This window comes from Peptoniphilus equinus (assembly GCF_027921445.1).
GTDB classification, from domain to species: Bacteria; Bacillota; Clostridia; order Tissierellales; family Peptoniphilaceae; genus Peptoniphilus; species Peptoniphilus equinus.
Genome location: NZ_CP115667.1, coordinates 1,633,428 through 1,657,111, shown reverse-complemented (window position 1 = coordinate 1,657,111; position 23,684 = coordinate 1,633,428). Strand labels below are relative to the sequence as shown.

Sequence of the window (23,684 nt, the reverse complement as noted above, 5' to 3'; positions counted from 1 at the left end):
GGTATAATAACTAAGATAGTTTAAACTCTAGTAGATAAGCAGGTGAGAATGTGTTTCGTTATATTGTTAAGCGGCTGTTAAAGGCCGTTCCCATGCTCCTCGGTATCAGTATGTTATGCTTCTTTTTAATGCATCTTGCGCCGTATGACGCCATCGACGCCATCACCACACCCAATATGCGTCCGGAGACGATTGCTCAGCTCAAGGACGCTTATGGCCTCAATGATCCAGTCTATGTACAGTATATAAAATGGCTGCAGAATGTGCTGCAGGGAAATTTCGGATATTCCATTCTCTCCCGCTCCAGTATTGCAGTCGACCTTGGTGCACGGCTTCCCAACACGGTGGCGTTGGTGCTGCCGTCTTACGCCATTGCCTACGTTCTTGCGCTTGTCCTCGGGGTGTATGCCGGGGGTAACAAGGGAAGTTTGGCAGATCGCCTTATTGACGGCTTCGCAACATTGGGACTCAGCGTACCCAGCTTTTGGTTTGCCATGGTGCTTATCTATGTGTTCGGCTACCTCATCGGGTGGTTCCCGGTCTTTGGTATGCGCACGGTAGGTCTAAGCAGTACAGCGGATCTTTTGGCGCACTACGTCCTGCCGTGTCTGACCTTGGTCGTGGCGTTTATGCCGGATTTGATTCGTTATACCCGTTCCTCCACCATCGGGGAGCAAGAAAAGGATTACGTTTTGGTACAGCGAGCTTACGGTGCGTCCCACAAGACCGTCCTCTATCGCCATATTATTAAAAATGTGCTTTTGCCGGCCATTACACAGCTGGGTATGGCACTGCCGATGTTAGTTACCGGGGCGATGATTACTGAAAGTATCTTCGGTTGGCCCGGCGTAGGGCCGTACTATGTGAAGGCGGTTCAGGGCATGGATTATCCTGTGGTGATGATCATTCTCTTTTTATCGGCCTCTCTGGTCATCCTCGGCAATCTCTTATCGGATATTCTCTATTTTATCCTAGATCCTAGAATAAGGAGGACAAAATGACATTACGCTATGTATTCCGGGTTCTGCGGCGCCATCGCGGCGCTTGTTTTGCCGTGGCTTTTCTTATAGTCCTCACCGCGCTGGCTCTCTTGGCACCCCTTTTTCCTGTGGATCCGAACGCTTTGGATTTGGAACACATGATGGAAGGGCCGTCGTCGCTGCACTGGTTCGGGACGGACGAGTTGGGTCGGGATTATTTTATCCGCAGTCTCTATGGGGCGAGAGTCTCCCTTTTTGTCGGCGTGCTTGCCATGCTGACCGCCTTGAGTCTTGGTGTGATTGTCGGTCTCGTCTCCGGATATTTCGGCGGCTGGGTGGATGAGGTGCTCATGCGTCTTATTGATGTGCTTTCATCTATTCCGTGGATTATTCTGGTCACTGTGGTGGGGCTCTTTTTAAAGCGGGGCCTCTCCAGTATCATCATCGTCATTGGGATCTTTGGCTGGATGAGCATTGCGCGGCTGGTACGGGCGGAGGTATTGTCCTTAAAAGAGCGGGAATATGTGCAGTACGCTCAGTTTATTCACACGCCGGCTCTTGCCATTTTACGACGGCACCTGCTGCCCGGGGTCTTGCCGACCATTATTACCTCGGCGACCTCAGGGGTGGCAGGGGCCATTCTTACTGAGAGTTCTCTCAGTTTTCTGGGTCTTGGTGTACAGCAGCCCATGTCCAGTCTCGGGAGTATGTTGACTCAAGCTCAGGCCACTTTGCAACAAGCACCATACATGGCGATTATCCCTGGTCTGATCATTTTTTTAACCATCTATTCGTTCAACAAGCTGGGGGATGTGGCAAAAACCCTGGCATGGGGCAGTGAGGAGGACAATCTTGACTAAGCTACTGGAATTACAACAGGTGTCTATCAGCTTTTTTCGTGGTAAGACAGCGCTTCGCGCCGTGAACAATGTGGACTTGGTGCTCCACTCCGGGGAAATTCTGGGTCTGGTAGGCGAGTCCGGAAGCGGCAAGAGCCTTCTGATGAAATCCGTACTCGGGATTTTACCCCAAGGGGCACACGTCACAGGCGGACACATCATGTTTGAAGGAAAAGATTTGGCGACGTTGAGTGAGAAAGCTTTCCTGTCGATTCGGGGACGACGGATTGCCATGATCTTTCAAGATCCGATGACGGCGCTCAATCCCCTTCGAACTATCGGCTACCACGTCATCGAAGTGCTCCATCGTTTCCGAAGTCTCTCCGGTGAGGCGGCGAAAGAGGTAGCGGTGGAGCTGTTAAAAGACGTAGGGATTCCCGATCCGGTCAAGCGGTTGGATCAATATCCCCATGAGTTTTCAGGTGGTATGCGCCAACGGGTGATGATTGCGCTGGCCCTTGCAGCAAAGCCGGATATTATTATTGCCGATGAGCCGACGACGGCGCTGGATGTGACCATTCAGGCGCAAATTTTGGATCTGCTGGAGTCCATTCGACGGGAGCGAGGCACCAGTATCATTCTTATCACCCACGACTTGGGGGTTATTGCCTCAAGGTGTGATCGGGTGGCGGTCATGTATGGGGGCAGAGTCTTGGAACGGGGCACCGTGGAGGATATCTTCTATGAAGCGACGCAGCCGTATACGCAAGCGCTCCTTAGCGCTATAGCACGAGTGGACGCAGAGAAGACGCGTCTCACGCCTATTCCCGGTTCAGCCCCGGCACTTTGGGAACTGGGAACGAGCTGTCCGTTTTATGAGCGGTGTACAGTGCACATGGAGCGCTGCCGGGGACCGTTTCCGGACAAGACTCAGCACAGTCCGAGCCATAGCAGCTATTGTCATCGTCATATTGTAAGAGGTGAGCACCATGAATGAACCGTTGATCACAGCAAACCATGTGAGCAAATACTTTGAACAGAAATCTTTTCTTGGCGGCAAGTCGGTGTTAAAGGCGGTGGATGAGGTGGATATTACGATTCATCGTGGCGAAACTTTGGGTCTTGTCGGGGAATCCGGCTGCGGCAAATCCACCTTGTCCCGAACGTTGGTGCGGATTTTAGAACCCAGCGGCGGCACTATCAGCTATGGTGGTGCGGATATTACGTCGCTTAAGGGGAACGATTTGGCGCCGTATCACAGCAAGATGCAGATTATCTATCAGGATCCCTACTCGGCATTAAATCCCAACTGGACGGTGGAGGCAATTGTTGCAGAGCCATTGGCACCGCTACGACTCTCCAAAGAGGCAAAGCGGGAACGGGTCCTGTCCCTCTTAGCGGATGTGGGACTTCGCGAGGATGCCATTCATAGACGGCCGGGCGCTTTTTCCGGCGGTCAGCGTCAGCGCATCGGTATTGCCCGCGCACTGTCCACCAATCCGGAGTTTATCGTCTGTGATGAACCAATTTCAGCTTTAGACGTGAGTATTCAGGCTCAGGTCATCAATTTGCTTATGGATTTAAAAGCGAAGCGTGCGTTAAGCTACCTCTTTGTGGCCCATGATCTTGCGATGGTACGGCATATTGCCGATCGCGTGGCGGTGATGTACTTGGGTAAAATTGTAGAAGAAGCGCCGACTGAAGTGCTTTTTAACCATCCTCTGCATCCTTACACCCGGTCCCTTTTCAGTGTCATTCCTATCCCGGATCCGATCTTGGCACGGGAAGTAAAGCGTGTCCCTTTACAGGGTGAGCTGCCGGATCCTATGCATATACCTTCGGGGTGCCGCTTCCGAACCCGCTGTCCTTATGCCACGACCATGTGTGAGGCCGAGGCGCCGACGATGGTCGATGTGGGCGGCGCTCACAAAGTGGCTTGTCATTTGCATAAATAAACCCATACAAAAAACCCGAGGTTTTACCTCGGGTTAATTTTGTGCAAGGACTTGTCCTGCGACAAAGAACTTACTGAGATCATAGACAAAGAATTTCATTTTTGAGAGACAGGCTTTATTGTAGCACTTCCAATAGCCGACACACTTCGTACAGGCCGCACCTTCCATGTAAGCGCGGACATCGTCCAGAGGATAGCCGAGAAAAATACCGATTTCATGAGGACATTGCTCCCGTTCAAAGTGGGCGCCAAGAACGGCGAGATACTCCTCAAGTGAGCTGCACTGTCCATAACCTAGTGAGGCTAAGAATTTTTGAATAGAGGGTTTTTTGAGAATTTTTATGAGCTTTAAGGGATGGTAGAAAAGGACCAGAGGTCGATTGGGTATCCGATAACCTCGAAGGCCCAGTTCAGCTTCCATGTGGTCCCGGTGGAGAGACCAATGGGACAGAAGCTCTCTACGCTCCCAGTTGAGGTTCACTAGGGTTGCGGATTTGTTACAGTATTTTGTCGGCGCCGTCTGATAAGATAGAAACCCCGTTAAGAAGTTGGCGTCTTCCATGCAGGCTAAATGGTCAAAAAAATGAATTCGCTGTTCAGCTAGGATCTTTTTGAGCCAGAGCATGGCCGAACTCCCGGCACTTGGCTAAATCGTTGTCTGTGGGCTCGTCATAGACAGGCAAGGTATCGATGATCGTTGCGCCTAGGGAACGCACTTCATCTTCCCATGTCTCCATCCACTGACCGTCGGCCCATTGATAGGACCCGAAGAGTCCTACAGATTTGCCCTTAAGCAGCGGTGCGATATCATCCATAAATGGACGCACAACGCTCTCTTCCAATTCCTCATCACCCATGGCAGGGCAGCCAAAGGCAATGACATCTGCTGCGGCAACAGTGGCTACATCAGTGGCTTCAAATTCCACGAGGGTCGCCTTTGAAGCATCCAATGATGCGTAAATGGCCTCGGCCATCTTTTGCGTATTACCTGTTCCGGACCAATATACTATAAAAGTCATAGTCGCCTCCTATATCGTTCTGACATTACCAAATCGACACTTCAACGAAGCTGCTTCGGACTTGGGCGGGTGTAGTAGAAGCTACTTAGTTTAGGGAATTTCATTGACAGGAAATCAGTTTGTAGTTTGTAGAAGGATGCCCTATCCGTCGACATTTTCCGTTGCGTGACAGGAGGAACCGTGTCACAGTGTATGTAAGTAATGTCGTGTCAACAACATAAATGATAACTATTATCATTTATGTTGTTAGTATAACCTACCTTTTAAAGTTTGACAAGTCTTTTTTGAAAAAAATTTCTCAAACTTTTTTAAGGGTGTAAAGACGACTATGACAGTGTTGGAAGGCAATGAATAAGCGGTTCGGAAAATTTTGCCTTCTTTTCTATGTGAGACTGTCCTTGAGACTAAACTGTGTGGCAAAGCTTCATTTTTTTAATCGAGTGAATGGTCAAGTTAAATGTAATACGATTGAATACTACACTTCATCAATGTTTTGAATCTGAAGCTTAGTTGTCGTTTGTGCAGTGCATTCACTTTGCTTTGTAGCTATTCTTTTGCAGCCTCACCAAGATCAGACTCTCAGGGCAATACTCTCCTAAAAGTCCTTTGTATTTTCAGTTGTCCCTCGTTGCTAAGGATGATGTGGTGTGAGAAATAAGATGCAATCTTTTCAAAGCCATAGAAGTGTCGGTATGCTTGGCATATTCTATGGCTTTATCCACTGTCAGTAAGTAACCTGGTTCTTCCTTGAGACACGACATCATTGTGTCGTTTACAGATCGCTCTTAACGGATAGGTTTGTAATGAAGTCCAGATCCTTTTTCAGATAGGAGGTCGTTATAAGCACCAGTATACTAAGATAGGCACCATTACTTCATGGTTGCATGCAGCATTTCACTTCAAGCATAAACAAGGAGGTTATGCCAAGTAGTATCCAGTAAAAGCAAATGAAACATAGTCATATGGAATCAAAGCTTGTCAGCGAAAACATAAATTTTCCAACGATACTCAACTGTTTCACAAATCCGATAAGAAGGGGCGTTTATTTCAACGGGAGTATGTTATAATCAAAACAATAAAACGTTTTACTCGCGGTGGAGATGGGACAGCTATCATGGCAAGTGTGTACGGCATGACGAGCATCTCATGGGTTGCCATAGCGATGATGTGCAGACCATTATCTTGATGGTGGAATATGAGGTTGGATGGTACTTGAGATAGACGGAGAGGCACTATGGATAGCGAACAAGAATTTTTAGGGCATAGTTATGACGGTCGCACACAACCGCTCAAAGAGCATTTAGTGAATACGGCTGAGCGCTGTGAGTCGTTTGCTGTGGAACCGTTGAAGGATTATGCCTACGCGATGGGTTTATACCATGACTTAGGCAAATATCAGCCGACTTTTCAACGGCGGATTCGCGGTGCCGAGGAACGGATTGACCATGCAGTATGCGGTGCGGTCGCGGATAAAACCCCGTATATTGATGAATCGACGGCAACGATGATGAATGTTGCTATCATGTGTCATCATACGGGGTTGCGTGATATAGGTACCAAATTTGATACTGATCCTCGCACGTACTTTGGTCGCAGAAATACGCCGACAGAAGATTTTATGGCCTATAAAGAGGAGCTGGGCGGTCTGTTTCGCAGCATTGATCCCAAGGCCTTTATGGCATTTTTAGCACAGGATTGTACGACGAAAGGTCAATTGGTGGATAAGGTGGCTTTTTTCGAGCGGTATCTCTTTTCCTGTCTCACCGATGCGGACACGTTAGATACGAAGACCTTTGCAGAGCATCGTGTCGTTCGGGGATTGCGGTCTGACTTTACAGGGTGTCTACAGCGTATTGATGCGAAGCTTCAGAGTTTTCAGCCGACGACGCCGTTGCAGAAGGCCCGCGCTAAAGTTCAAGCTCAGGTTTTTGAAAAAGTGAACGTGGACGGCGATATCTATTTAATGAATATGCCCACCGGCAGCGGCAAGACCTTGTGCAGCGTGAAGTTTGCCTTGGAGCGTGCACTGAAGAAGAAAAAGAAGCGTATTATCTATATCATTCCGTTCAATTCTATTATTGACCAGACGTCACAGGAGTTTGAAGCGCTTTTTGACGGGGTCGGGCAGATTTTGCAGCATCAGTCCACCTATGACTATACGAAACACGGCGCATCGCTGTCTGAAGATGATATCCAGCTCGTAAAAGATGCCACAGAAAATTGGGACAGTGATTTTATTATCACGACGGTGGTTCAGTTCTTCGAGTCACTTTACGGAAACAAGCGTTCCAAGCTTAGAAAATTACACAATATGCAGGATGCCGTGCTGGTCTTTGATGAAGTCCATATGCTGCCTATGGCGTTTTTGGGGCCGTGCTTGCAGGGTATTGCGTATCTCACCAAGTATCTGCACAGTGAAGCGATCTTTCTTACGGCGACGATGCCGGATTTTGAAACCTTACTTCGAGAGACAGTAAAGATCGAGACGGACATTGTGAATCTCATTGAGGATACGTCGGATTTTGAGGCCTTTCGTAAGTGTACGTACAGCTTTGAAGACAATCTTTCCGATGAGGCGCTTTTGGCACGCATGACGGCACCGTCGCAGCTGGTGGTCGTGAATAAAAAGATGACCGCGCGGCGACTGTATCAGATGGCACAGGGTGAAACTTATCATCTCTCCACGTATATGACCTCTCGAGACAGAAAGACTACTATCGCAAGAATTCGGGAGCGGCTTGCACAACTGGAGCGGGACTATCCGGGACTTGAGTATGTGCCTGAGACGCGGCGGATCACGGTAGTGTCTACGTCGCTGATTGAGGCCGGGGTAGATTTAGATTTTCAAAGTGTCTATCGTGAGCTCTCTGGTTTGGATAGTATTTTACAGGCGGGAGGACGGTGTAACCGCGAGGGCAAGTATGGGACACGCAAGGTGGTTGTTTTTAAACGTGCCGAAGAGGTGTACAGTAAACAACGTATGCGCCTTGCAGAGCAGGTAATGACTGAGAGAAGCGATATTCAAGACTTGAATGTGATTCGGGAGTACTATAAGCTCTACCATAGGGACCAACAGGAAAGTATTGAGGCACATTTTATGCACCAAACGACGACGGCGCTGATGAGCATTCCTTATGAGACCTATGCCGAAAAATTCAAACTCATTGACGATCAAAATGTCTCGATTGTCGTGCCTCAAGATCCAAAGACAGCGGCACATATTGATGCGCTTAGAGCCGGGCAGAACGTCTCGGCACGGCAATTTCAAAATGCGACAGTAACTGTCAGTCAAAAGGACTTTCAGACCCTCTGCGAGCAAGGAGTAGTGGAGATTTTAGATAGCGGTGTGATTGTGCTTACGCATTTAGGCTATTATGATGAGACGTTGGGTATTTTGTTTGAAAGTCATGTGGAAGATTATATTTTTTGAGGAGGTGTACTATGCATGTCATTATTGAAGGGGATTACGGCTGTTTTACCCGTCCGGAGATGAAAGTAGAACGGGTGAGTTATGATGTGCCCACACCGGGTGCGTTGGAAGGTTTATTAAAAGCTGTCTATTGGAAGCCGAGTATGCGCTATGTCATCGATAAGATTGTTGTCATGAACCCGATTCAGTTTATCAACGTGCGGCGCAATGAAGTGAAAAATAAGATATCCTTGCAGAAAGTGAAGCGACAGATGAAAGATCCGAAGGTGGACATCAGTTTGTATACGCGAGAAGGGGATGAAATCAGTCAGCGAGCTGCCATGGTACTTAAGAATGTCAAGTATGGCGTGAGCTTTCATATTGAGCTTACCGGGATTTGTGACGAACAAGAGCGCCATCTCGATGGGGTGGGCAAACACCTTGCTATTTTGGAGCGACGCCTTAAGGGTGGACAGTACTTTAAGACGCCTTGTCTCGGCTGCAGTGAATTTCCTGTCAAGGTCATCCGATGGGTGGAAAGTATTGATGAGGATCTCGTGTGTGATGAGTTGAGGCATCAAGAGTGTGTGGATCTCGGCTTTATGCTCTACCGCATGGACTTTGAAGACGGCGGCCGACCAAAACAAGACGATTGGGGGCGGCGCGAGTTTTCCGATCGCGCTAAGCCGGTGTTCTATCGTCCGCAAATGAAACGAGGCATCATCGATGTGGCGACCTATAGGGAGGAATGTCGATGCTAATTCAGGGACTGGTAAACTATTATGACATTTTGGCTGAGGAAGGAAAGTTTGCCAAGACGGGTTATGCTAACGTACCTATCGACTATCTTGTGGTTTTAGACCCCGACGGTAAAATGGTGGGATTGACCGAACATACCAAAATGGCGATGGTGGGGAAAAAGGAAAAAGCTGTTCCGAAGACACTGGTTATGCCTAAGCGACATGATATCCCGGGGATTCACGCTAATATTTTAGAACACCGCGCACTTTATATCTTTGGACTCAACTTCGAAGATGGTAGATTGACACCGGAAGATCGCACTCATAAGGCAGTCAAATCCCACGAAGCTTTTGTAGCGACTACCTTGGCATTTATCGAGGGCATGGACAGTCCTTTAATCAATGCATTTCGTCAATTTGTACTCAACTGGTGTCCGGAAGAGGAGACGGACAATCCGCATCTACTGCCTCTAGGTAAAACCATTAGTTTAAAGCGTTTTTCATTTATATTAAATGCATCATCGGCAAAGCCTATCAGTGACGAAACGCTGATTCGCGAAAAATATGAAGCCATGTTGAAGGCCGGGAAAGGGACTAGCCAGGTGCAAGGGATATGTGCCGTTACGGGGGAGGTCGATGAGATCGCGCGATTACATACTAAAATTAAAGGTATGAAGGGGGGGCAATCTTCCGGTCAAACCTTGGTATCGTTTAACAATCCTTCGGAATCGTCCTATGGCTTGACACAGTCCTTCAACTCATCCATTGGTGTGCGTGCCATGGAAGCTTACACAGAGACGTTGAATTATCTTTTGTCTGATGCCGCACATCACTGTGCGTTTGGGGACACGACGCTGATATTTTGGTCGGAAGGTCCGGGCGATAGACCGGAGACCCTGCTGTCGGAGGCAATGTTTTTCGCCGATGATGACCGGGATCTGAACATGGAGCTCACCGAGCTGATGAAGGATGTCAGCTCAACCACGGTCATAGCTGAACGGCTTGATGCACGGACGATTGATCCGGATATCCCTTTCTATATTGTAGGGCTTAAGCCCAATGCGACCAGAATTTCCGTAAAATTTATCCATCGCTCTGAATACGCCAAGCTCATGTTTAATATAGCCAAGCACCAAAATGATGTGAACATTATTGGCAATGGGGATCAACCTTTGCCGCTTTTCTGGTTGATGAAACAACTGGAGCGGCAGGAGACCACTAAATCCAGCGGCACAAAAAAAGAGGATGGGGCGATGACGGCAAAAATCTTAGAAGCCATTATTACCGGAACCCCGTATCCCGCGAAAATGTTAAAAATACTGATTCACCGTGTGCGTATTGACCCCTACTTCAGATGGCAGCGCGCCGGTATGATCAAGGCTTGTATTAATAGAAATGTAGCGAAAGAGGAGGAACTATCCGTGGCACTCGATCTTGAAAACAAAACGCCCGCGTATCTTTGTGGACGGCTTTTTGCCGTGTTGGAGCTCATTCAGCGCAACTCCAGCACAAGTGATTTAAACCGAACCATTAAAGACGGCTACTTTGCTCAAGCATCATCCAAACCCGCCGTCGCCTTTCCAAAGCTGTTGCGCTTATCTCAAAATCACTTAAAAAAGATTAAACGAGATAGTGCAGAAGGCGGCAAGCGCACGCATCGATACTATGAAAACTTGATATCGCAAATTATGGACGACTTGACAGCTTTTCCGAAGCTGCTTAATTTAAATGAACAAGGGATGTTTATGATAGGTTACTATCATCAAAATCAGGAGTTATATAAGAAGTCGAACGGTCGGTCTCAGGCAGACCCTAAAGACCAAGATGTGAACTAAGGCGCTTAATAAGGAGGAAGGACATGACTGAAATTAACAATCGCTATGAGTTTGTAATGTTGTTTGATGTGGAAAATGGCAATCCCAACGGGGATCCGGACGCCGGCAATGCGCCTCGGATGGATGTGGAAACCGGGTACGGCTACATCACCGATGTGTGTCTAAAACGTAAAATACGCAACTATGTGGAGCTGGTCAAAGGCGATGAGGCACCGTATAAAATTTTAATTAAGAGCGATAGAGCGCTAAACGACAAGTTCAAAGAAGCTCACGAAGCTGTCGAAACACAGCGTGGTGAGAAAGTGAAAGATCATAAAGCAAAAAGCGCTGTCGACGATGCAAGGCAGTGGATGTGTAAACAATACTTTGACGTGCGTACATTTGGGGCTGTCATGTCGACCGGAGATGACCCTTGCGGCATTGTTCGCGGACCGGTACAACTAAATTTTGCGAAGAGTCAGTCGCCAATTAACATCGATGAACTCACCATTACCCGTCAGGCCATCACCACCGTTAAAGACTTCAATAATAAGAACACGGAAATGGGACAAAAGCATATCATTCCGTATGCCCTGTATCGCGGTGAGGGATACATTTCTGCAGCTCTGGGGCAAAAGGTCGGACTCACCGAAGACGATTTGGAAGTGCTTTTTGATGCGCTGGTCAATCTCTTTGAACACGATCACAGTGCCGCACGTGGAAAAATGAGCATGCGCAAACTCTATATCTTTAAACATGACAGTGTGCTGGGCAATGCTCCCGCTCACACCCTCTTTGATACCATCACCATTACACCGAAAACCGAAATCCCTCGCAGATTCACCGACTACGACATCACGGTAGCATCCCATCTGCCTGAGGGCGTGAGCTTGATAGAAAAACTTTAATTTGCAGCAATGGATAACTTTACCATTCGCAGCTTTCAACATTATCTCTATTGTCCTCATCGATGGGGATTGATCACCATAGGCTGCTGCTGGGAAGAAAATCTCTTTGTGACCAAAGCAAATCTCACTCATGAACGGGTTCATGCTCAGGGTGGGTACACACTACGAGGGCGTCGAAGTCTCACCGGAGTGCCGGTATACAATGACGAAGCAGCCATACACGGCGTCTTGGATTGTCTGGAACTGACCCCATCTCCCAAAGGCGTATCCGTGTCCGGAATGGATGGTACCTACGAGCTCACTATTGTAGAATATAAGCCCTCTGAACCGAAAGACCATCAGATACGTTATGACGACATGATGCAGCTCTACTTGCAAAAGCGTTGTGTAGATGGAACCTTTCACACGGATGCCGTGACCGTTGTCTATTATGCCGATACCAAACAGCGTCGTGAGGTCACTTGGGAAGACGCGGCGGACTATGAGGCGGCTTTTGAAAAAATCAAATCGGAGATGAGCGACTATCTCAGGCGAGGCGACATACCGACGATTCCAAAGGTTCAGCGCTGTGCCGGCTGTTCCATGAAAGCCATGTGTATGCCAAGCGGTCGAACGTCAGATTTTAAAGACAGCGTCCACCGTCTTATAAAGGAGGCCGACGGATGAGAAAAATGTTAAATACACTCTATGTCACCCAAGAGGATGCCTATCTGAGTTTGGACTCCGAGACGCTCCTTCTCTCCATTGGTGGGGACGTCAAGGCCAGGATACCTTTTGATAACATAGAAAACATTGTGTGCTTCAGTTATATCGGATGTTCTCCAGCGCTGATGGGCAAGTGTGTCAGTCAAAACATTCCCATCAACTTCATCAGTCCCTACGGCAAATATTGGGGGAAAGTCACATCCGGGACGCAGGGCAATGTCTTTTTGCGAGTAAGACAAATTGAAGTCTTTAAAACGCATAATTTAGAGCTCAGTATCAACACCATTGTGGCCAAGTGTCACAATGCCATACAGCTCATTCGTCGCTCTCAACATGACAATGAGGCTCTGCGAGATGATACGGAAGTACAACAGGCGGTGGCGATTCTCATGGAGAGTATCGACGGTGCGTTTCACGCCGCAGATGGGGCAACGCTCCTTGGGATAGAGGGTTACGCCGCCAAAACCTACTTTGGTATCTTTAATAAGCTGATCTTAAATCGAGAGTTTCAGTTCAGTTTTCGTACGAAACGTCCGCCAACCGATCCGGTCAATGCGATGTTGTCTTTTATGTATACCATCTTTACTGCCGAGTTTGCCGCGGGGCTTGAAACCGTGGGTCTCGACAGCTACATCGGCTATATGCATGCCCTGAGAAGCGGTCGGAATTCCCTGGCGTGTGATTTAATGGAAGAAGCACGGTGTATTATCGAGCGGTTCGTTCTCACTCTCATCAATTTGAAAATAGTAGGGATGGAGGACTTTGAGCAATTCGTCACCGGAGCGGTATATTTAAATGATAAAGGGCGGCGCAAAGTCCTTGCCAAATGGCAAGAGAAAAAACGTACCACCATTAAGCATGACTACCTCAATGAAACCATACCGCTGGGGCTCTTGCCCTATGTGCAAAGTAATCTGCTTGCCAAATATGTTCGTGGCGAATTGACACAGTATCCGAATTACTTACAGAAAGGAAATTGACCATGATGGTACTTATCAGCTACGACGTCGCTACAGGAGATAAAGACGGGCAGCGGCGGCTGCGATGTATCGCCAAGGAGTGTCAGAATCATGCACAGCGAGTACAAAACTCTGTGTTTGAAGCCAATTTGGATTATGGTACATTTTTAAAAATGAAAAGCCGACTCCTAGCCATTATGGATAAAGAAAAAGACAGCCTTCGATTTTACTATCTGGGCAACAACTGGAAGCATCGCGTGGAACATATAGGTGCCAAACCCGGCATGGACATGGAAGGGCCGCTGATTTTTTAGTCATGTGGGAGGTTGTTTATCCGGTATTTCCCTGACCGGTTCAGTCGGCATAGTTGTAAGATTTTCTGACGTCACATCTGTCGGGGAAGGGGATGTGATGCAAAAAGGCCGTCACCTTCGCCGAGGCAAAGTAAAGAAACATGTTTTAAAAGTTAAGAAAGTGAAAGAAGAAAAAAGATGAATAATGTCCGCCTCAAGATGTGGTGGTGTGAGAAAATTCGACTACGAAATGTAGCTGTCACGCCCCACACGGGGCGTGTGAGTTGAAATGTAAAAGAGATTGAAGAAGAAGCGAAAAAAGAAGGTCACGCCCCACACGGGGCGTGTGAGTTGAAATTTCAAATATATGGACAGGAATTTCAGAAACTTGGCGTCACGCCCCACACGGGGCGTGTGAGTTGAAATTATGTAAATATTCGTTTAGCTGTCGCCCAAGATGGTCACGCCCCACACGGGGCGTGTGAGTTGAAATAGTCAATACGAAACAAGGCTAAAAGAAGCAGGCGGTCACGCCCCACACGGGGCGTGTGAGTTGAAATTATCATAATTGGCCGTCATTTCTGGCGTAACGTGGTCACGCCCCACACGGGGCGTGTGAGTTGAAATAGAAAAGTATTTAATATCATTAACCTATACAGATGTCACGCCCCACACGGGGCGTGTGAGTTGAAATTGTTATTTTTAATTACCCTATGTTTAGAGAATGAAGTCACGCCCCACACGGGGCGTGTGAGTTGAAATGCGGTTATTCCTTCGTCAGCATAAACGCCAACAACGTCACGCCCCACACGGGGCGTGTGAGTTGAAATCCTTGACGGCAGTGTCAGCGACCGCAGGTTCATTTGTCACGCCCCACACGGGGCGTGTGAGTTGAAATCTAAAATAGAGGAGCGTGGGGAACGCATAAACAAGTCACGCCCCACACGGGGCGTGTGAGTTGAAATCTACGCCATCGGCGGCAGTGATATCTATGGTGTCGCCAGTCACGCCCCACACGGGGCGTGTGAGTTGAAATAAAAAAGGATTTGAAGCTGAAAAATCAAATGTCGCGTCACGCCCCACACGGGGCGTGTGAGTTGAAATTGTTAAATAAATCTGCGACCAGTTGCGGTTCAAGTCACGCCCCACACGGGGCGTGTGAGTTGAAATTAGAATTAGATTCAAATAATTTTACACTGTATATTGGTCACGCCCCACACGGGGCGTGTGAGTTGAAATGCATAAGACGATGCGTTGTGGATCATAATAAATCGTCACGCCCCACACGGGGCGTGTGAGTTGAAATTTATTTCTATGATGATTCCGTGTGTCATTTCCGGAAGGTCACGCCCCACACGGGGCGTGTGAGTTGAAATCTTCGTATTTTTTGAGGATAACTAGGAGTGTGTCGTCACGCCCCACACGGGGCGTGTGAGTTGAAATAGAAATGTATTACTTATTAGCGCGTCGCCATACCGTCACGCCCCACACGGGGCGTGTGAGTTGAAATAATCGACTGGATAAAAGACCTGGAAGATGAGGCGTCACGCCCCACACGGGGCGTGTGAGTTGAAATAAGCGCTGACTCCATCTCCATTAGCACCAGTGCAAGTCACGCCCCATACGGGGCGTGTGAGTTGAAATTATAAGTTGGTATATTCCTATTATAATAGTTATGGTCACGCCCCATACGGGGCGTGTGAGTTGAAATTATCGTCAGGCAAGGATTGGAACGTGGCGATACGGTCACGCCCCATACGGGGCGTGTGAGTTGAAATCTCAAGGCGTTTCGGTATCTTGTACTCCGTCTCGTCACGCCCCACACGGGGCGTGTGAGTTGAAATATCTACGGTATGCAAGCTCCTATGACACGCTTTCGTCACGCCCCACACGGGGCGTGTGAGTTGAAATTACGGCAAGCTGTATAGTTGACCATAAAAATGATGTCACGCCCCACACGGGGCGTGTGAGTTGAAATTAAAAATCCGTGCACGCGTTGCACGCACGTTGCACGTCACGCCCCACACGGGGCGTGTGAGTTGAAATTGTACCGACGGCTTGCCAATGACGGGGACAAACTGTCACGCCCCACACGGGGCGTGTGAGTTGAAATTACTTAGGCCCCGGCTTAGGTTTCTGTTTAGAGCGTCACGCCCCACACGGGGCGTGTGAGTTGAAATTTTGTACGGTTTTTGACTATCTAGCGTCCGGGTAAAAGTCACGCCCCACACGGGGCGTGTGAGTTGAAATGTTTTGCGTGCGGCGATGTGGTGATTGTGAAAGTCACGCCCCACACGGGGCGTGTGAGTTGAAATCATGTTGAAACGATTTTGAATATGCATGGAACGCTCGTCACGCCCCACACAGGGCGTGTGAGTTGAAATTTCCTCTCGTTGTTGATATAATAAAAGCAACGGCAGCGGCTTAATGCACGCCGAAAATATTTGCGAGTTGGTATATTCCTATTATAATAGTTATGATGTTCGCCAAAACATCAATAACTTTTAGGGCTGTATCAACTTTTTTATTTTCATCCATTTTTATCACCTCCCCGTTGTCACGCCCCACACGGGGCGTGTGAGTTTAAATATGCGCAAGGCGCGAGCCAACCTCACCGAGGCCAGTCACGTCCCACACAGGGCATGAGAGTTGAAATATATCATAGTTAGTATTAGTATAGTTATTATTATGTCGCACCTTATACGGGGTGTGTGAGTTGAAATACATATTAATGAAAATTTGTTAACGTCGCGCCCCGAAAGGGGCGTGTGAGTTGAACGGTACGTAGCGTGTAAAACCAAGAATAGAAAACCCCCGGTTTAACCGGGGGTTTCTTGTGTCATGCGATGATAGTATTGACGGCATAAAGTGTATTCGATTAGTCCTGTCGTAATACTAACGGCATGGTGCCTTTTGGCATCGTATATTTGTTTTTGTCCTTCATCCGAGTTTGAAATTCAGCTTTGGCGTCGCTGATCAGCTGCGGATCGGCTAAAAGCATGGCGCCTGCTTGGGTGAGGACTTCTGAAGCTTTCAGCATAGCTTTCATGGCATAGTCGTACTTGCCTTGTGCGACTTCCTGCCACGAGTGTGCGGCGGTACCGACGGCGTAGTTGCCCACTGTAATCTGACTGGTGGGCACGACGCGAGAGACGTTGCCCACGTCGGTGGAGCCGGGCATGACGAAGCTGCTCGGTTCATAGTCCAGTATGAAGTCGCAGAGGGCTTTGTCTTTTAAGTTATTATAGAGTTTTTCAGGGTTTGAGGTCATGCCGAAGGTTGGATCGGAGCGGATGTCCTCTTCGGTAGCGTGATCGGCGAACTGTTTGGCGTGTCGGATATCCTCCGGCGTGAATTCAGGCGGTCCGCATAGTTTAAAGGCCTCGTAGAGGACGCGTTCCAATGTTTGATTCGGGATGAGTTCCGATGCCGATTTATCAAAGATAATTTCCGGCGTGGTCTCTGTCATGAGTCCCGCACCTTCTACAATTTTTTGAAAACGGGCGTAGAGGGCGTCGGCCTTTTCGCTGGTGGTTGAGCGGATCAGGTAGATCCCTTCGGCATAGTTTTGCACCACATTCGGTGAAATGCCGCCGGTGTCGGTGATGGCATAGTGGATGCGGTCTGCCTCTTCGATGTGCTCGCGCAAGAAGTTGACGCCTACGTTGAGAAGCTCCAAACCGTCCAAGGCACTGCGACCCAGGTGCGGTGCGCTGGCGGCGTGGGTGCTTTTGCCATGAAAGCGGACAAAGACCTGAATATTTGCAAGGGATGACCCGGACCATACGGCGTTGACCACATAAGGATGCCAGGACAGAGCCACGTCCAGATTGTCAAACACACCGGCATTGGCCATGAAGGCTTTGCCGCTACCTCCTTCTTCACCGGGACAGCCAAAGAAGATGACTTGTGCGTCCAGCTGATGCTTGTCGATGTGATCTTTGAGCATGAGGGCGGCACCGGCGGCAGCCGTGCCCAGCATATGGTGACCGCAGCCATGGCCGTTGTGAGCGTCGTCCCTTTTCTCTTCAGTAGCGATACCGCTCTTTTGGCTGAGGCCGGAGAGGGCGTCGAATTCTCCCAGATAGCCGATCTTCACTTGTCCTGTGCCGTAGGTGGCTTTAAAGGCTGTCGGGATACCGGCGAGACCGCTTTGGACGGTAAAGCCGTGGCTTTCCAGTAAGGTTTGAAGGGCTTTTGATGACTGAAATTCTTCAAATTTAATTTCCGCGAAGTCCCAGATGTTAAAGGCTGTTTGAATGAGTTCGTTGTTATAAGTCACAATAGACCTCCTTTAAGCTTTGACAATTTTTGCGCTGATCCATGCGCCGACCAGACCGAACACGGTCAGACCGAGGGTGAACATGAGAGCTGTGGACAAGCCGAAAGATAAGTTTACATTCAACATCACCGGCATCATGGCAAAGGTAATGGCGCTCAGGATGGAAAAGGCGATGGAATAGTTGTTCAGCGCCGGGGTTTCAAATTCGGGATCGCAAATGCGAAGGAGTAACAATCCTGTGAGGAAGACACCGGTACTCATGCCGAGGGTTGCCACCATGGTTTCGAACCAGGCATCACGGAGAAACTTTTTGCATAGCAACAGAAGCAAGCCCACGGTGACCACATAACCCAACAGGCACATAAAGAGAATCGGAATGAGATAGCTCATTACCGCTTCCACCGGCAGGGAGGCAATGGCGGCGATGACGGCAAATTCCGTAAACGGACCGGTAATCTTGCCTTTGATTTTAGCATCGATTAAAAAGCTGAGGCCCATTTTATTGATCAGACTGTTGAGGATGAACATTACGATGATGCCGTACGCCCACACGGAAATATTGTCAAGGCCCGGAATGTGCAGTGACTTGGTCATACTCAGGATGGCATAGGCGATAGAACAGCCTACAAAGATGATGGCAGCGTGGAAAGCCACGGTATCTAATGATGAACTGGACGTGGTTTCACGACCGGCACTCGGGTGGGATGTGATGTCGGTGTCATAGCCGACGGCTGTGGTGCGCGGAATGTCCCCCGGCTTATCCAACACGGCGGTGTAACCTTTACGAGCCGCCCAATTGATGAGCACCATACCGATCAGGATCCCGCCGACGATACCGAAGGTGGCGGTAGTGATGGCAACGCCTTGTGCCGTCTCCCAGTATGGCAGGTTGGCTTCCTGAAGCATCTGACCTAAGATGGCGGCAGTACCGTGACCGCCGGTATAGCCGATCGGCAGCTCCCAGCCAAAAGTTTCATAGAGATCATAAGAACCTTGAAAGACGTAGTTTGTGATAAATCCCAGTGCGTACTGCGCATAGTAGGCGGCGATCATGATAAAGAGCAGCGGCAGAATCGGTTTGATAGCGCTCTTTTGACCACCGGCGTTACTGCTACCAAGACCCAGCGGCGTTGCAGTGACTACAGGCACGATCAGTATGCCCGGCAGCAGTGACCAGAAGGACACCCAGTCTTCAGGAATAGGCAGTACATTGAAGACAATAGGCCCCAGCAGCAGAAGAATAAATCCTCCAATGACGCTGGCAGGCAAGAAGGTCTTTTGGAAGAAGGGCACTTTTGCACGCAGGAAAAAACCGAGCAGCAAGAAAATACTCAACACCCCTAAACTTTTTAATGCATCAGTCAGTAAAGCACTTGTCATAAACTTTCCTCCTTTTTCACAATAAATTATCAAAACCATTATAACATAGATTTTTACGAGCCAATGTACAAAACCGTGTCGGAAGATGCAAAGATTTTATAACATGAGGTGAGCGGCAACGGTTTTGGGATGCGCTTATCGGTGAACAAACAACCGACGGAGGCCGGTGTAGTCTAGCGAAGCTAAAATTCTTTACTGATTACGGTGAAAATCAAAGTAAATTTTACGCTAAAGTCATCGTCGCTATATACGGATAAATTATACTGGCTCTATAGTCAAAAAACGGAGGAGGACTTATGAAAAAGATGATGTTAAGCGGACTTATTGCCCTGTTGATGTTGACTGTCGGGTGCAGTGCACCGGCGCCGGCAAAACAGCCTGCCCCTGAGAGTAATGCCGCGGAAGCTCAGAGCGATGACGGCAAGATCCACATCCATTTTTGGTACGCATGGAAAGATAAAATCGGCGAAAGTAATGAAGCCTTAGTTAAAAAGTTCAATGAATCTCAAGACAAGATTGTCGTCGAAGCGGCATATCAAGGAACATATGATGAGCTTCATGCCAAGACCCAAGCGGCCTTTGCCGCCGGAGACGCGCCGGAAGTGACGGAAAATGAAATTGCATCTATGGGCATTTTTGCCAAAGGCGGTATGACGCAGGATCTATCGGCCTTTGTCGATGACAGTTTGCGTTTGGAGGATTTCAACACAGGCCTCATGGACAATGCCTATGTGGACGGTAAATTGTACGGCTTGCCGTATCTGCGTTCCACGCCGATTCTCTACAAAAATGTGGACATGTTAAAAGCTGCAGGTCTGGATCCGGCCGGTCCGAGAACGTGGGACGAATTTACACAGTACTGTGAAGCCCTTCGCACTGGGGATCAATACGGATTTACGACCAATATGTACAACTGGACTTTTGAAGGGATGGTGTCTCAGGCAGGCGGCAGCATGTTGGGAGACGACGGCATCACCCCGACGTTTAATGAAGCGTCCGGGGTGGAAGCCGGCGAGTATTGGCAGACTTTAGCGAAGCGTGACCTGATGAAGGCAGTCTTTGGAGACACTGCCACCGAAACCATGCGTGCCGACTTTGCGAACAAGAAAGCGGCCATGTTCTATGCGTCAACGGCGGATTTGAGCTATAATCTGCAGTTGGCAAAAGAAGCGGGAATCACTTTAGATGTCTCGTATATGCCGAAAAATGTGAAGTATGCCGTACCGACCGGCGGATGCAATGTGGTGATGACTGCGGGGCTTTCTGAGGACAAACAACAGGCGGCATGGACGTTTATGAAGTGGCTTACCGATACGGATCAGACGGCCTATTCATCCTCCTATACAGGGTACCTGCCGTCGCGTTACTCTGCATTGGAGACCGACGTCATCCAAAATCTCTACAAAGAGACACCCCAGTTTAAAGTGGCGGTGGATCAATTGGAATATGCCACCGGTCGCCCTATGACTGTGGGTTATCCTGAAGTATCTCAGATTCTTATGGAGGAAATGACGAGGCTGGTTCAAGATCCGAGTTTGGATGTCAAGACAGCTTTTGACGGCGTGGCAGAGCAGGCTAAAAGCATATTGAAATAAGGGCTGCTTCGGAGCTTTCAGTATCATTATTAAAGAGGAGAAACATGGCATCTATTGAACTTCGTAATGTGTCCAAGCAGTTTAAGGACATGTATGCAATTAAACATATTGACCTGACTATTGAAGACGGATCGTTTACTGTCCTGGTTGGCCCTTCAGGCTGTGGCAAATCCACCACACTGCGTATGATTGCAGGGTTGGAGCGCCAGAGTGAAGGTGACATCTACATCAATGATCGTCTGGTCAATGATGTATCGGCGGCAGATCGCGGCGTCGCAATGGTCTTTCAAAACTATGCACTCTATCCGACGATGACGGTGCGTCAAAATATTGAATTCGGTCTGATTAACAACAAAGTGGAGAAGGCGAAGCGCAATGCACTGATTGAAGAAATTTCCGAGATTGTATCCTTAGACGGTTATATGGATCGGATGCCCAGTGAGCTCTCCGGGGGACAACGTCAGCGTGTGGCTCTGGCTCGCGCCATGGTTAAAAAGCCGGACGTGTTTATTCTTGATGAACCGCTGTCCAATTTAGACGCCAAGCTTCGTGTGAAGATGCGTCTTGAGCTGATCAAACTCCACCAGAAGCTACAGACCACCTTTATCTATGTCACCCATGACCAAATTGAGGCCATGAGCATGGGCACGAAAATTGTGCTGATGAACGAAGGCAAGATTATGCAGGAGTCGACACCGGCAGAGATGTACGATTTTCCGGAGAATCTCTTCTCTGCGCAATTTATAGGCAGTCCGCCAATGAATATTCGCACGATAGATCAAGTGGGGCCGTTGTTTGAGACAATGGATCCGGATGTGGCGTACATGGGATTTCGTCCTGAAGGCGCACACTTGACCAAAGTCTACAGCCACAAGGATGCTGTACAGTTCAGCGGCTATATTGAGTCTGCGGAAGTTTTGGGGTCGGAGATTATCTATAGCCTCTGCGGCGGCTCCGGGGAGCTGATATTTGTCAAAAGTTTCGACAAGAAGCATACTTTAAACGGCAATGTGTGGGTAGAAATTCCTCGTGAGAACTTGGTCTTTTTCAATGCCAACGGCGATGTGATCAAGCGGGAGGTACACAACACGCTAAGAGAGGATCGCTATGACAAAGCACAGTAGTTTTCCCTATCTGCTCGTCTTGCCGTCGCTGGTGTTCTTCGGGTGCTTTTTCGTGTTTCCCATTGCCTATATGGTCTATCTGTCGCTCTTCGACTGGAACTTTGTCACCCCCACGATGAACTTTGTGGCTCTGGAGAACTTTAAAACGCTCTTTGCCGACGCTCGATTCCGTCAAGTTGTTGTCAACACGGTGATTTACACCGTCCTCACTGTAGGTCTCACTCAGACGCTGTCGCTGCTGCTTGCCGTGGCGCTGAATAAAAACGAAAAAATTTATACGTTGACGCAGACCGCCATCTTTTCACCCTACATTATCAGTCTCGTGTCAATCTCTATGTTGTGGATGTGGATGATGGATGTGGACTACGGTCTGCTCAATTATGTCTTACATCTCTTCGGGCTGAAGGAAGTAGCGTGGATCACAGATCCCAACGTGGCGCTGTATTCGTTGGTACTTATTTCCGTATGGAAAAGTATCGGCTACTACACCCTGATCTTTATCGCCGGCTTGCAGTCCATTCCGAAATACATTCATGAAGCGGCCATTATGGATAACACGTCGCCGGCTCGCAAGTTCATTCATATCACCTTGCCCATGCTCTCACCGACGATTTTCTTTACCGGGATCACGAGTCTTATCGCCTGCTTTAAAGTTTTTGAGACAATTGCCATTATGACGCAGGGGGGACCGGCCAACGCAACCAACACCTTCGTCTACTTTATCTACGAGTACGGGTTTAAATTCTTTAAAATCGGCTATGCGTCGGCGGCAGGGGTGGTACTCTTAGGTATTGTGTCGGTGCTCACCGTGATCTACTTTAAGACCATGGCCAAACGGGTCTACTATCAATAGGGGGAATTATGGAAGTCGTAAAAAAAGTCTTGCGATATGCTCTTTTGGCTGTGCTCATACTTATCTTCGTCGCACCCTTTGTGTGGATGGTGCTCACATCCTTTAAAAGCCTTGGCGAGACGCTGACTTTTCCGCCGGAACTGTTCCCTAAAGCGTGGCAAGTACAAAATTATGCAGAAGCCTGGCGCTCCGGACCTTTTTTGCACTATCTTGTGAACTCCTTAGTGGTGACGGTACTGGTGCTTCTTTTGCAGATGACCACGACCGTACTTGCCGCCTATGCCTTTGCGTGCTATGACTTTAAAGGCAAGGGCGTGCTCTTTTTACTCATTATCATCACCATGATGATTCCCGAGCAGCTGACTTTCTTGCCGATTTTTCTGATGATGAGCTCGACAGGACTGTTAAATACCATCTGGTCGTTGGTACTACCAATGGGGGTGAGTGCCTTCGGGACATTCCTTTTAAGACAGCGCTTTATGCAAATTCCGAACGAGCTTATTGAAGCCGCGCGCCTTGACAACGCCTCGGAGATGCGTATTCTGCGCTATATTATGCTGCCTCAGGCGAAGTCCACCCTCACGACCTTAGCCTTATTCAGTTTTATCAGCACATGGAACAATTATTTCTGGCCGCTTGTAATGACCACCAACGATGCTGTGCGGACGCTGCCTCTTGGGGTTGCCATGCTTCGCTCATCTCAAAACGGCATTGCTTGGAATGTACTGATGGCGGGTAACATCATCTTGGTACTGCCTATCATTATAGTCTATCTGTTAGCTCATAAAAAAATTGTCGATGCCTTTGTGTATACCGGCATCAAATAGGAG

General features: G+C 48.5%; 19 protein-coding genes and 1 CRISPR repeat array. Of the genes, 15 read left to right on the top strand and 4 right to left on the bottom strand.

Annotated elements, in window-relative coordinates; translation table 11 throughout:
• Window positions 1-50: 50 nt before the first annotated feature.
• From O6R05_RS08000 to O6R05_RS07985, 4 genes are read left to right on the top strand one after another with little or no spacing between them, the layout of a single operon-like run.
• A complete protein-coding gene (locus O6R05_RS08000) occupies window positions 51-1,001 on the top strand; it encodes an ABC transporter permease (RefSeq protein ID WP_271191465.1) in 951 nt (316 codons plus the stop codon).
• Complete coding sequence (locus O6R05_RS07995) at window positions 998-1,840, top strand: ABC transporter permease (RefSeq protein WP_271191464.1); 843 nt, start codon at window positions 998-1,000, stop codon at window positions 1,838-1,840. Before O6R05_RS08000 ends, O6R05_RS07995 begins: the two co-directional genes overlap by 4 nt.
• A complete protein-coding gene (locus O6R05_RS07990; protein ID WP_271191463.1) occupies window positions 1,833-2,816 on the top strand; it encodes an ABC transporter ATP-binding protein in 984 nt (327 codons plus the stop codon). Before O6R05_RS07995 ends, O6R05_RS07990 begins: the two co-directional genes overlap by 8 nt.
• Window positions 2,809-3,774 carry an ABC transporter ATP-binding protein gene (locus O6R05_RS07985; RefSeq protein ID WP_271191462.1) on the top strand — a complete coding sequence of 322 codons (966 nt, stop codon included), beginning with the start codon at window positions 2,809-2,811 and terminating at the stop codon, window positions 3,772-3,774. The genes O6R05_RS07990 and O6R05_RS07985 overlap by 8 nt, the downstream gene beginning before the upstream one ends.
• A gap of 33 nt (window positions 3,775-3,807) precedes the next feature.
• On the opposite strand, the gene O6R05_RS07980 is transcribed toward O6R05_RS07985, so the two are convergent.
• Both O6R05_RS07980 and O6R05_RS07975 read right to left on the bottom strand, forming a co-directional pair.
• Entirely contained in the window at window positions 3,808-4,398 is a 591-nt protein-coding gene (locus O6R05_RS07980; RefSeq protein WP_271191461.1) for a DUF3793 family protein, read from the bottom strand.
• Window positions 4,370-4,792, bottom strand: coding sequence for a flavodoxin (locus O6R05_RS07975; protein ID WP_271191460.1), 423 nt, complete (start codon window positions 4,790-4,792; stop codon window positions 4,370-4,372). Before O6R05_RS07975 ends, O6R05_RS07980 begins: the two co-directional genes overlap by 29 nt.
• 1,234 nt (window positions 4,793-6,026) lie before the next feature.
• Here O6R05_RS07975 and cas3 point away from each other — a divergent pair.
• Genes cas3 through cas2 form a run of 7 tightly spaced genes read left to right on the top strand, consistent with a single transcriptional unit; the run spans window position 6,027 to window position 13,641 of the window.
• Window positions 6,027-8,222 carry a CRISPR-associated helicase Cas3' gene (cas3, locus tag O6R05_RS07970; protein ID WP_271191459.1) on the top strand — a complete coding sequence of 732 codons (2,196 nt, stop codon included), beginning with the start codon at window positions 6,027-6,029 and terminating at the stop codon, window positions 8,220-8,222.
• An 11-nt stretch (window positions 8,223-8,233) separates the two neighbouring features.
• Window positions 8,234-8,962: a type I-C CRISPR-associated protein Cas5c gene (gene cas5c / locus O6R05_RS07965; protein ID WP_271191458.1), complete on the top strand. Its 729-nt coding sequence runs from the start codon at window positions 8,234-8,236 to the stop codon at window positions 8,960-8,962.
• Window positions 8,950-10,776, top strand: a complete 1,827-nt coding sequence (gene cas8c, locus O6R05_RS07960; protein ID WP_271191457.1) for a type I-C CRISPR-associated protein Cas8c/Csd1 — start codon at window positions 8,950-8,952, stop codon at window positions 10,774-10,776. Before cas5c ends, cas8c begins: the two co-directional genes overlap by 13 nt.
• A gap of 23 nt (window positions 10,777-10,799) precedes the next feature.
• A complete protein-coding gene (gene cas7c, locus O6R05_RS07955) occupies window positions 10,800-11,663 on the top strand; it encodes a type I-C CRISPR-associated protein Cas7/Csd2 (protein ID WP_271191456.1) in 864 nt (287 codons plus the stop codon).
• A 9-nt stretch (window positions 11,664-11,672) separates the two neighbouring features.
• Window positions 11,673-12,329 (top strand): CRISPR-associated protein Cas4, encoded by a 657-nt coding sequence (locus tag O6R05_RS07950; RefSeq protein ID WP_271191455.1) that lies wholly within the window; start codon window positions 11,673-11,675, stop codon window positions 12,327-12,329.
• Window positions 12,326-13,348 carry a CRISPR-associated endonuclease Cas1 gene (gene cas1, locus O6R05_RS07945; RefSeq protein WP_271191454.1) on the top strand — a complete coding sequence of 341 codons (1,023 nt, stop codon included), beginning with the start codon at window positions 12,326-12,328 and terminating at the stop codon, window positions 13,346-13,348. The genes O6R05_RS07950 and cas1 overlap by 4 nt, the downstream gene beginning before the upstream one ends.
• Before the next feature lie 2 nt (window positions 13,349-13,350).
• The gene (cas2, locus tag O6R05_RS07940) at window positions 13,351-13,641 is read left to right on the top strand and encodes a CRISPR-associated endonuclease Cas2 (RefSeq protein WP_271191453.1); all 291 of its coding nucleotides are present in this window, start codon (window positions 13,351-13,353) and stop codon (window positions 13,639-13,641) included.
• A 237-nt stretch (window positions 13,642-13,878) separates the two neighbouring features.
• Window positions 13,879-16,004: a CRISPR direct-repeat array (repeat unit 33 nt; unit sequence GTCACGCCCCACACGGGGCGTGTGAGTTGAAAT).
• 494 nt (window positions 16,005-16,498) lie between these two features.
• On the opposite strand, the gene O6R05_RS07935 is transcribed toward cas2, so the two are convergent.
• Window positions 16,499-17,902, bottom strand: a complete 1,404-nt coding sequence (locus O6R05_RS07935; protein WP_271191452.1) for an amidohydrolase — start codon at window positions 17,900-17,902, stop codon at window positions 16,499-16,501.
• 12 nt (window positions 17,903-17,914) lie between these two features.
• Window positions 17,915-19,282, bottom strand: coding sequence for a sodium/glutamate symporter (locus O6R05_RS07930; RefSeq protein WP_271191451.1), 1,368 nt, complete (start codon window positions 19,280-19,282; stop codon window positions 17,915-17,917).
• Between the two features lie 296 nt (window positions 19,283-19,578).
• Here O6R05_RS07930 and O6R05_RS07925 point away from each other — a divergent pair, with 296 nt between their 5' ends.
• From O6R05_RS07925 to O6R05_RS07910, 4 genes are read left to right on the top strand one after another with little or no spacing between them, the layout of a single operon-like run.
• Complete coding sequence (locus tag O6R05_RS07925; RefSeq protein ID WP_271191450.1) at window positions 19,579-20,877, top strand: ABC transporter substrate-binding protein; 1,299 nt, start codon at window positions 19,579-19,581, stop codon at window positions 20,875-20,877.
• A gap of 44 nt (window positions 20,878-20,921) precedes the next feature.
• Entirely contained in the window at window positions 20,922-22,001 is a 1,080-nt protein-coding gene (locus O6R05_RS07920; protein WP_271191449.1) for an ABC transporter ATP-binding protein, read from the top strand.
• On the top strand, window positions 21,985-22,854 hold the full coding sequence (locus tag O6R05_RS07915; RefSeq protein ID WP_271191448.1) for a carbohydrate ABC transporter permease: 870 nt from the start codon (window positions 21,985-21,987) through the stop codon (window positions 22,852-22,854). Before O6R05_RS07920 ends, O6R05_RS07915 begins: the two co-directional genes overlap by 17 nt.
• An 8-nt stretch (window positions 22,855-22,862) precedes the next feature.
• Entirely contained in the window at window positions 22,863-23,681 is an 819-nt protein-coding gene (locus O6R05_RS07910) for a carbohydrate ABC transporter permease (RefSeq protein WP_271191447.1), read from the top strand.
• The last annotated feature ends 3 nt before the right edge of the window (window positions 23,682-23,684 follow it).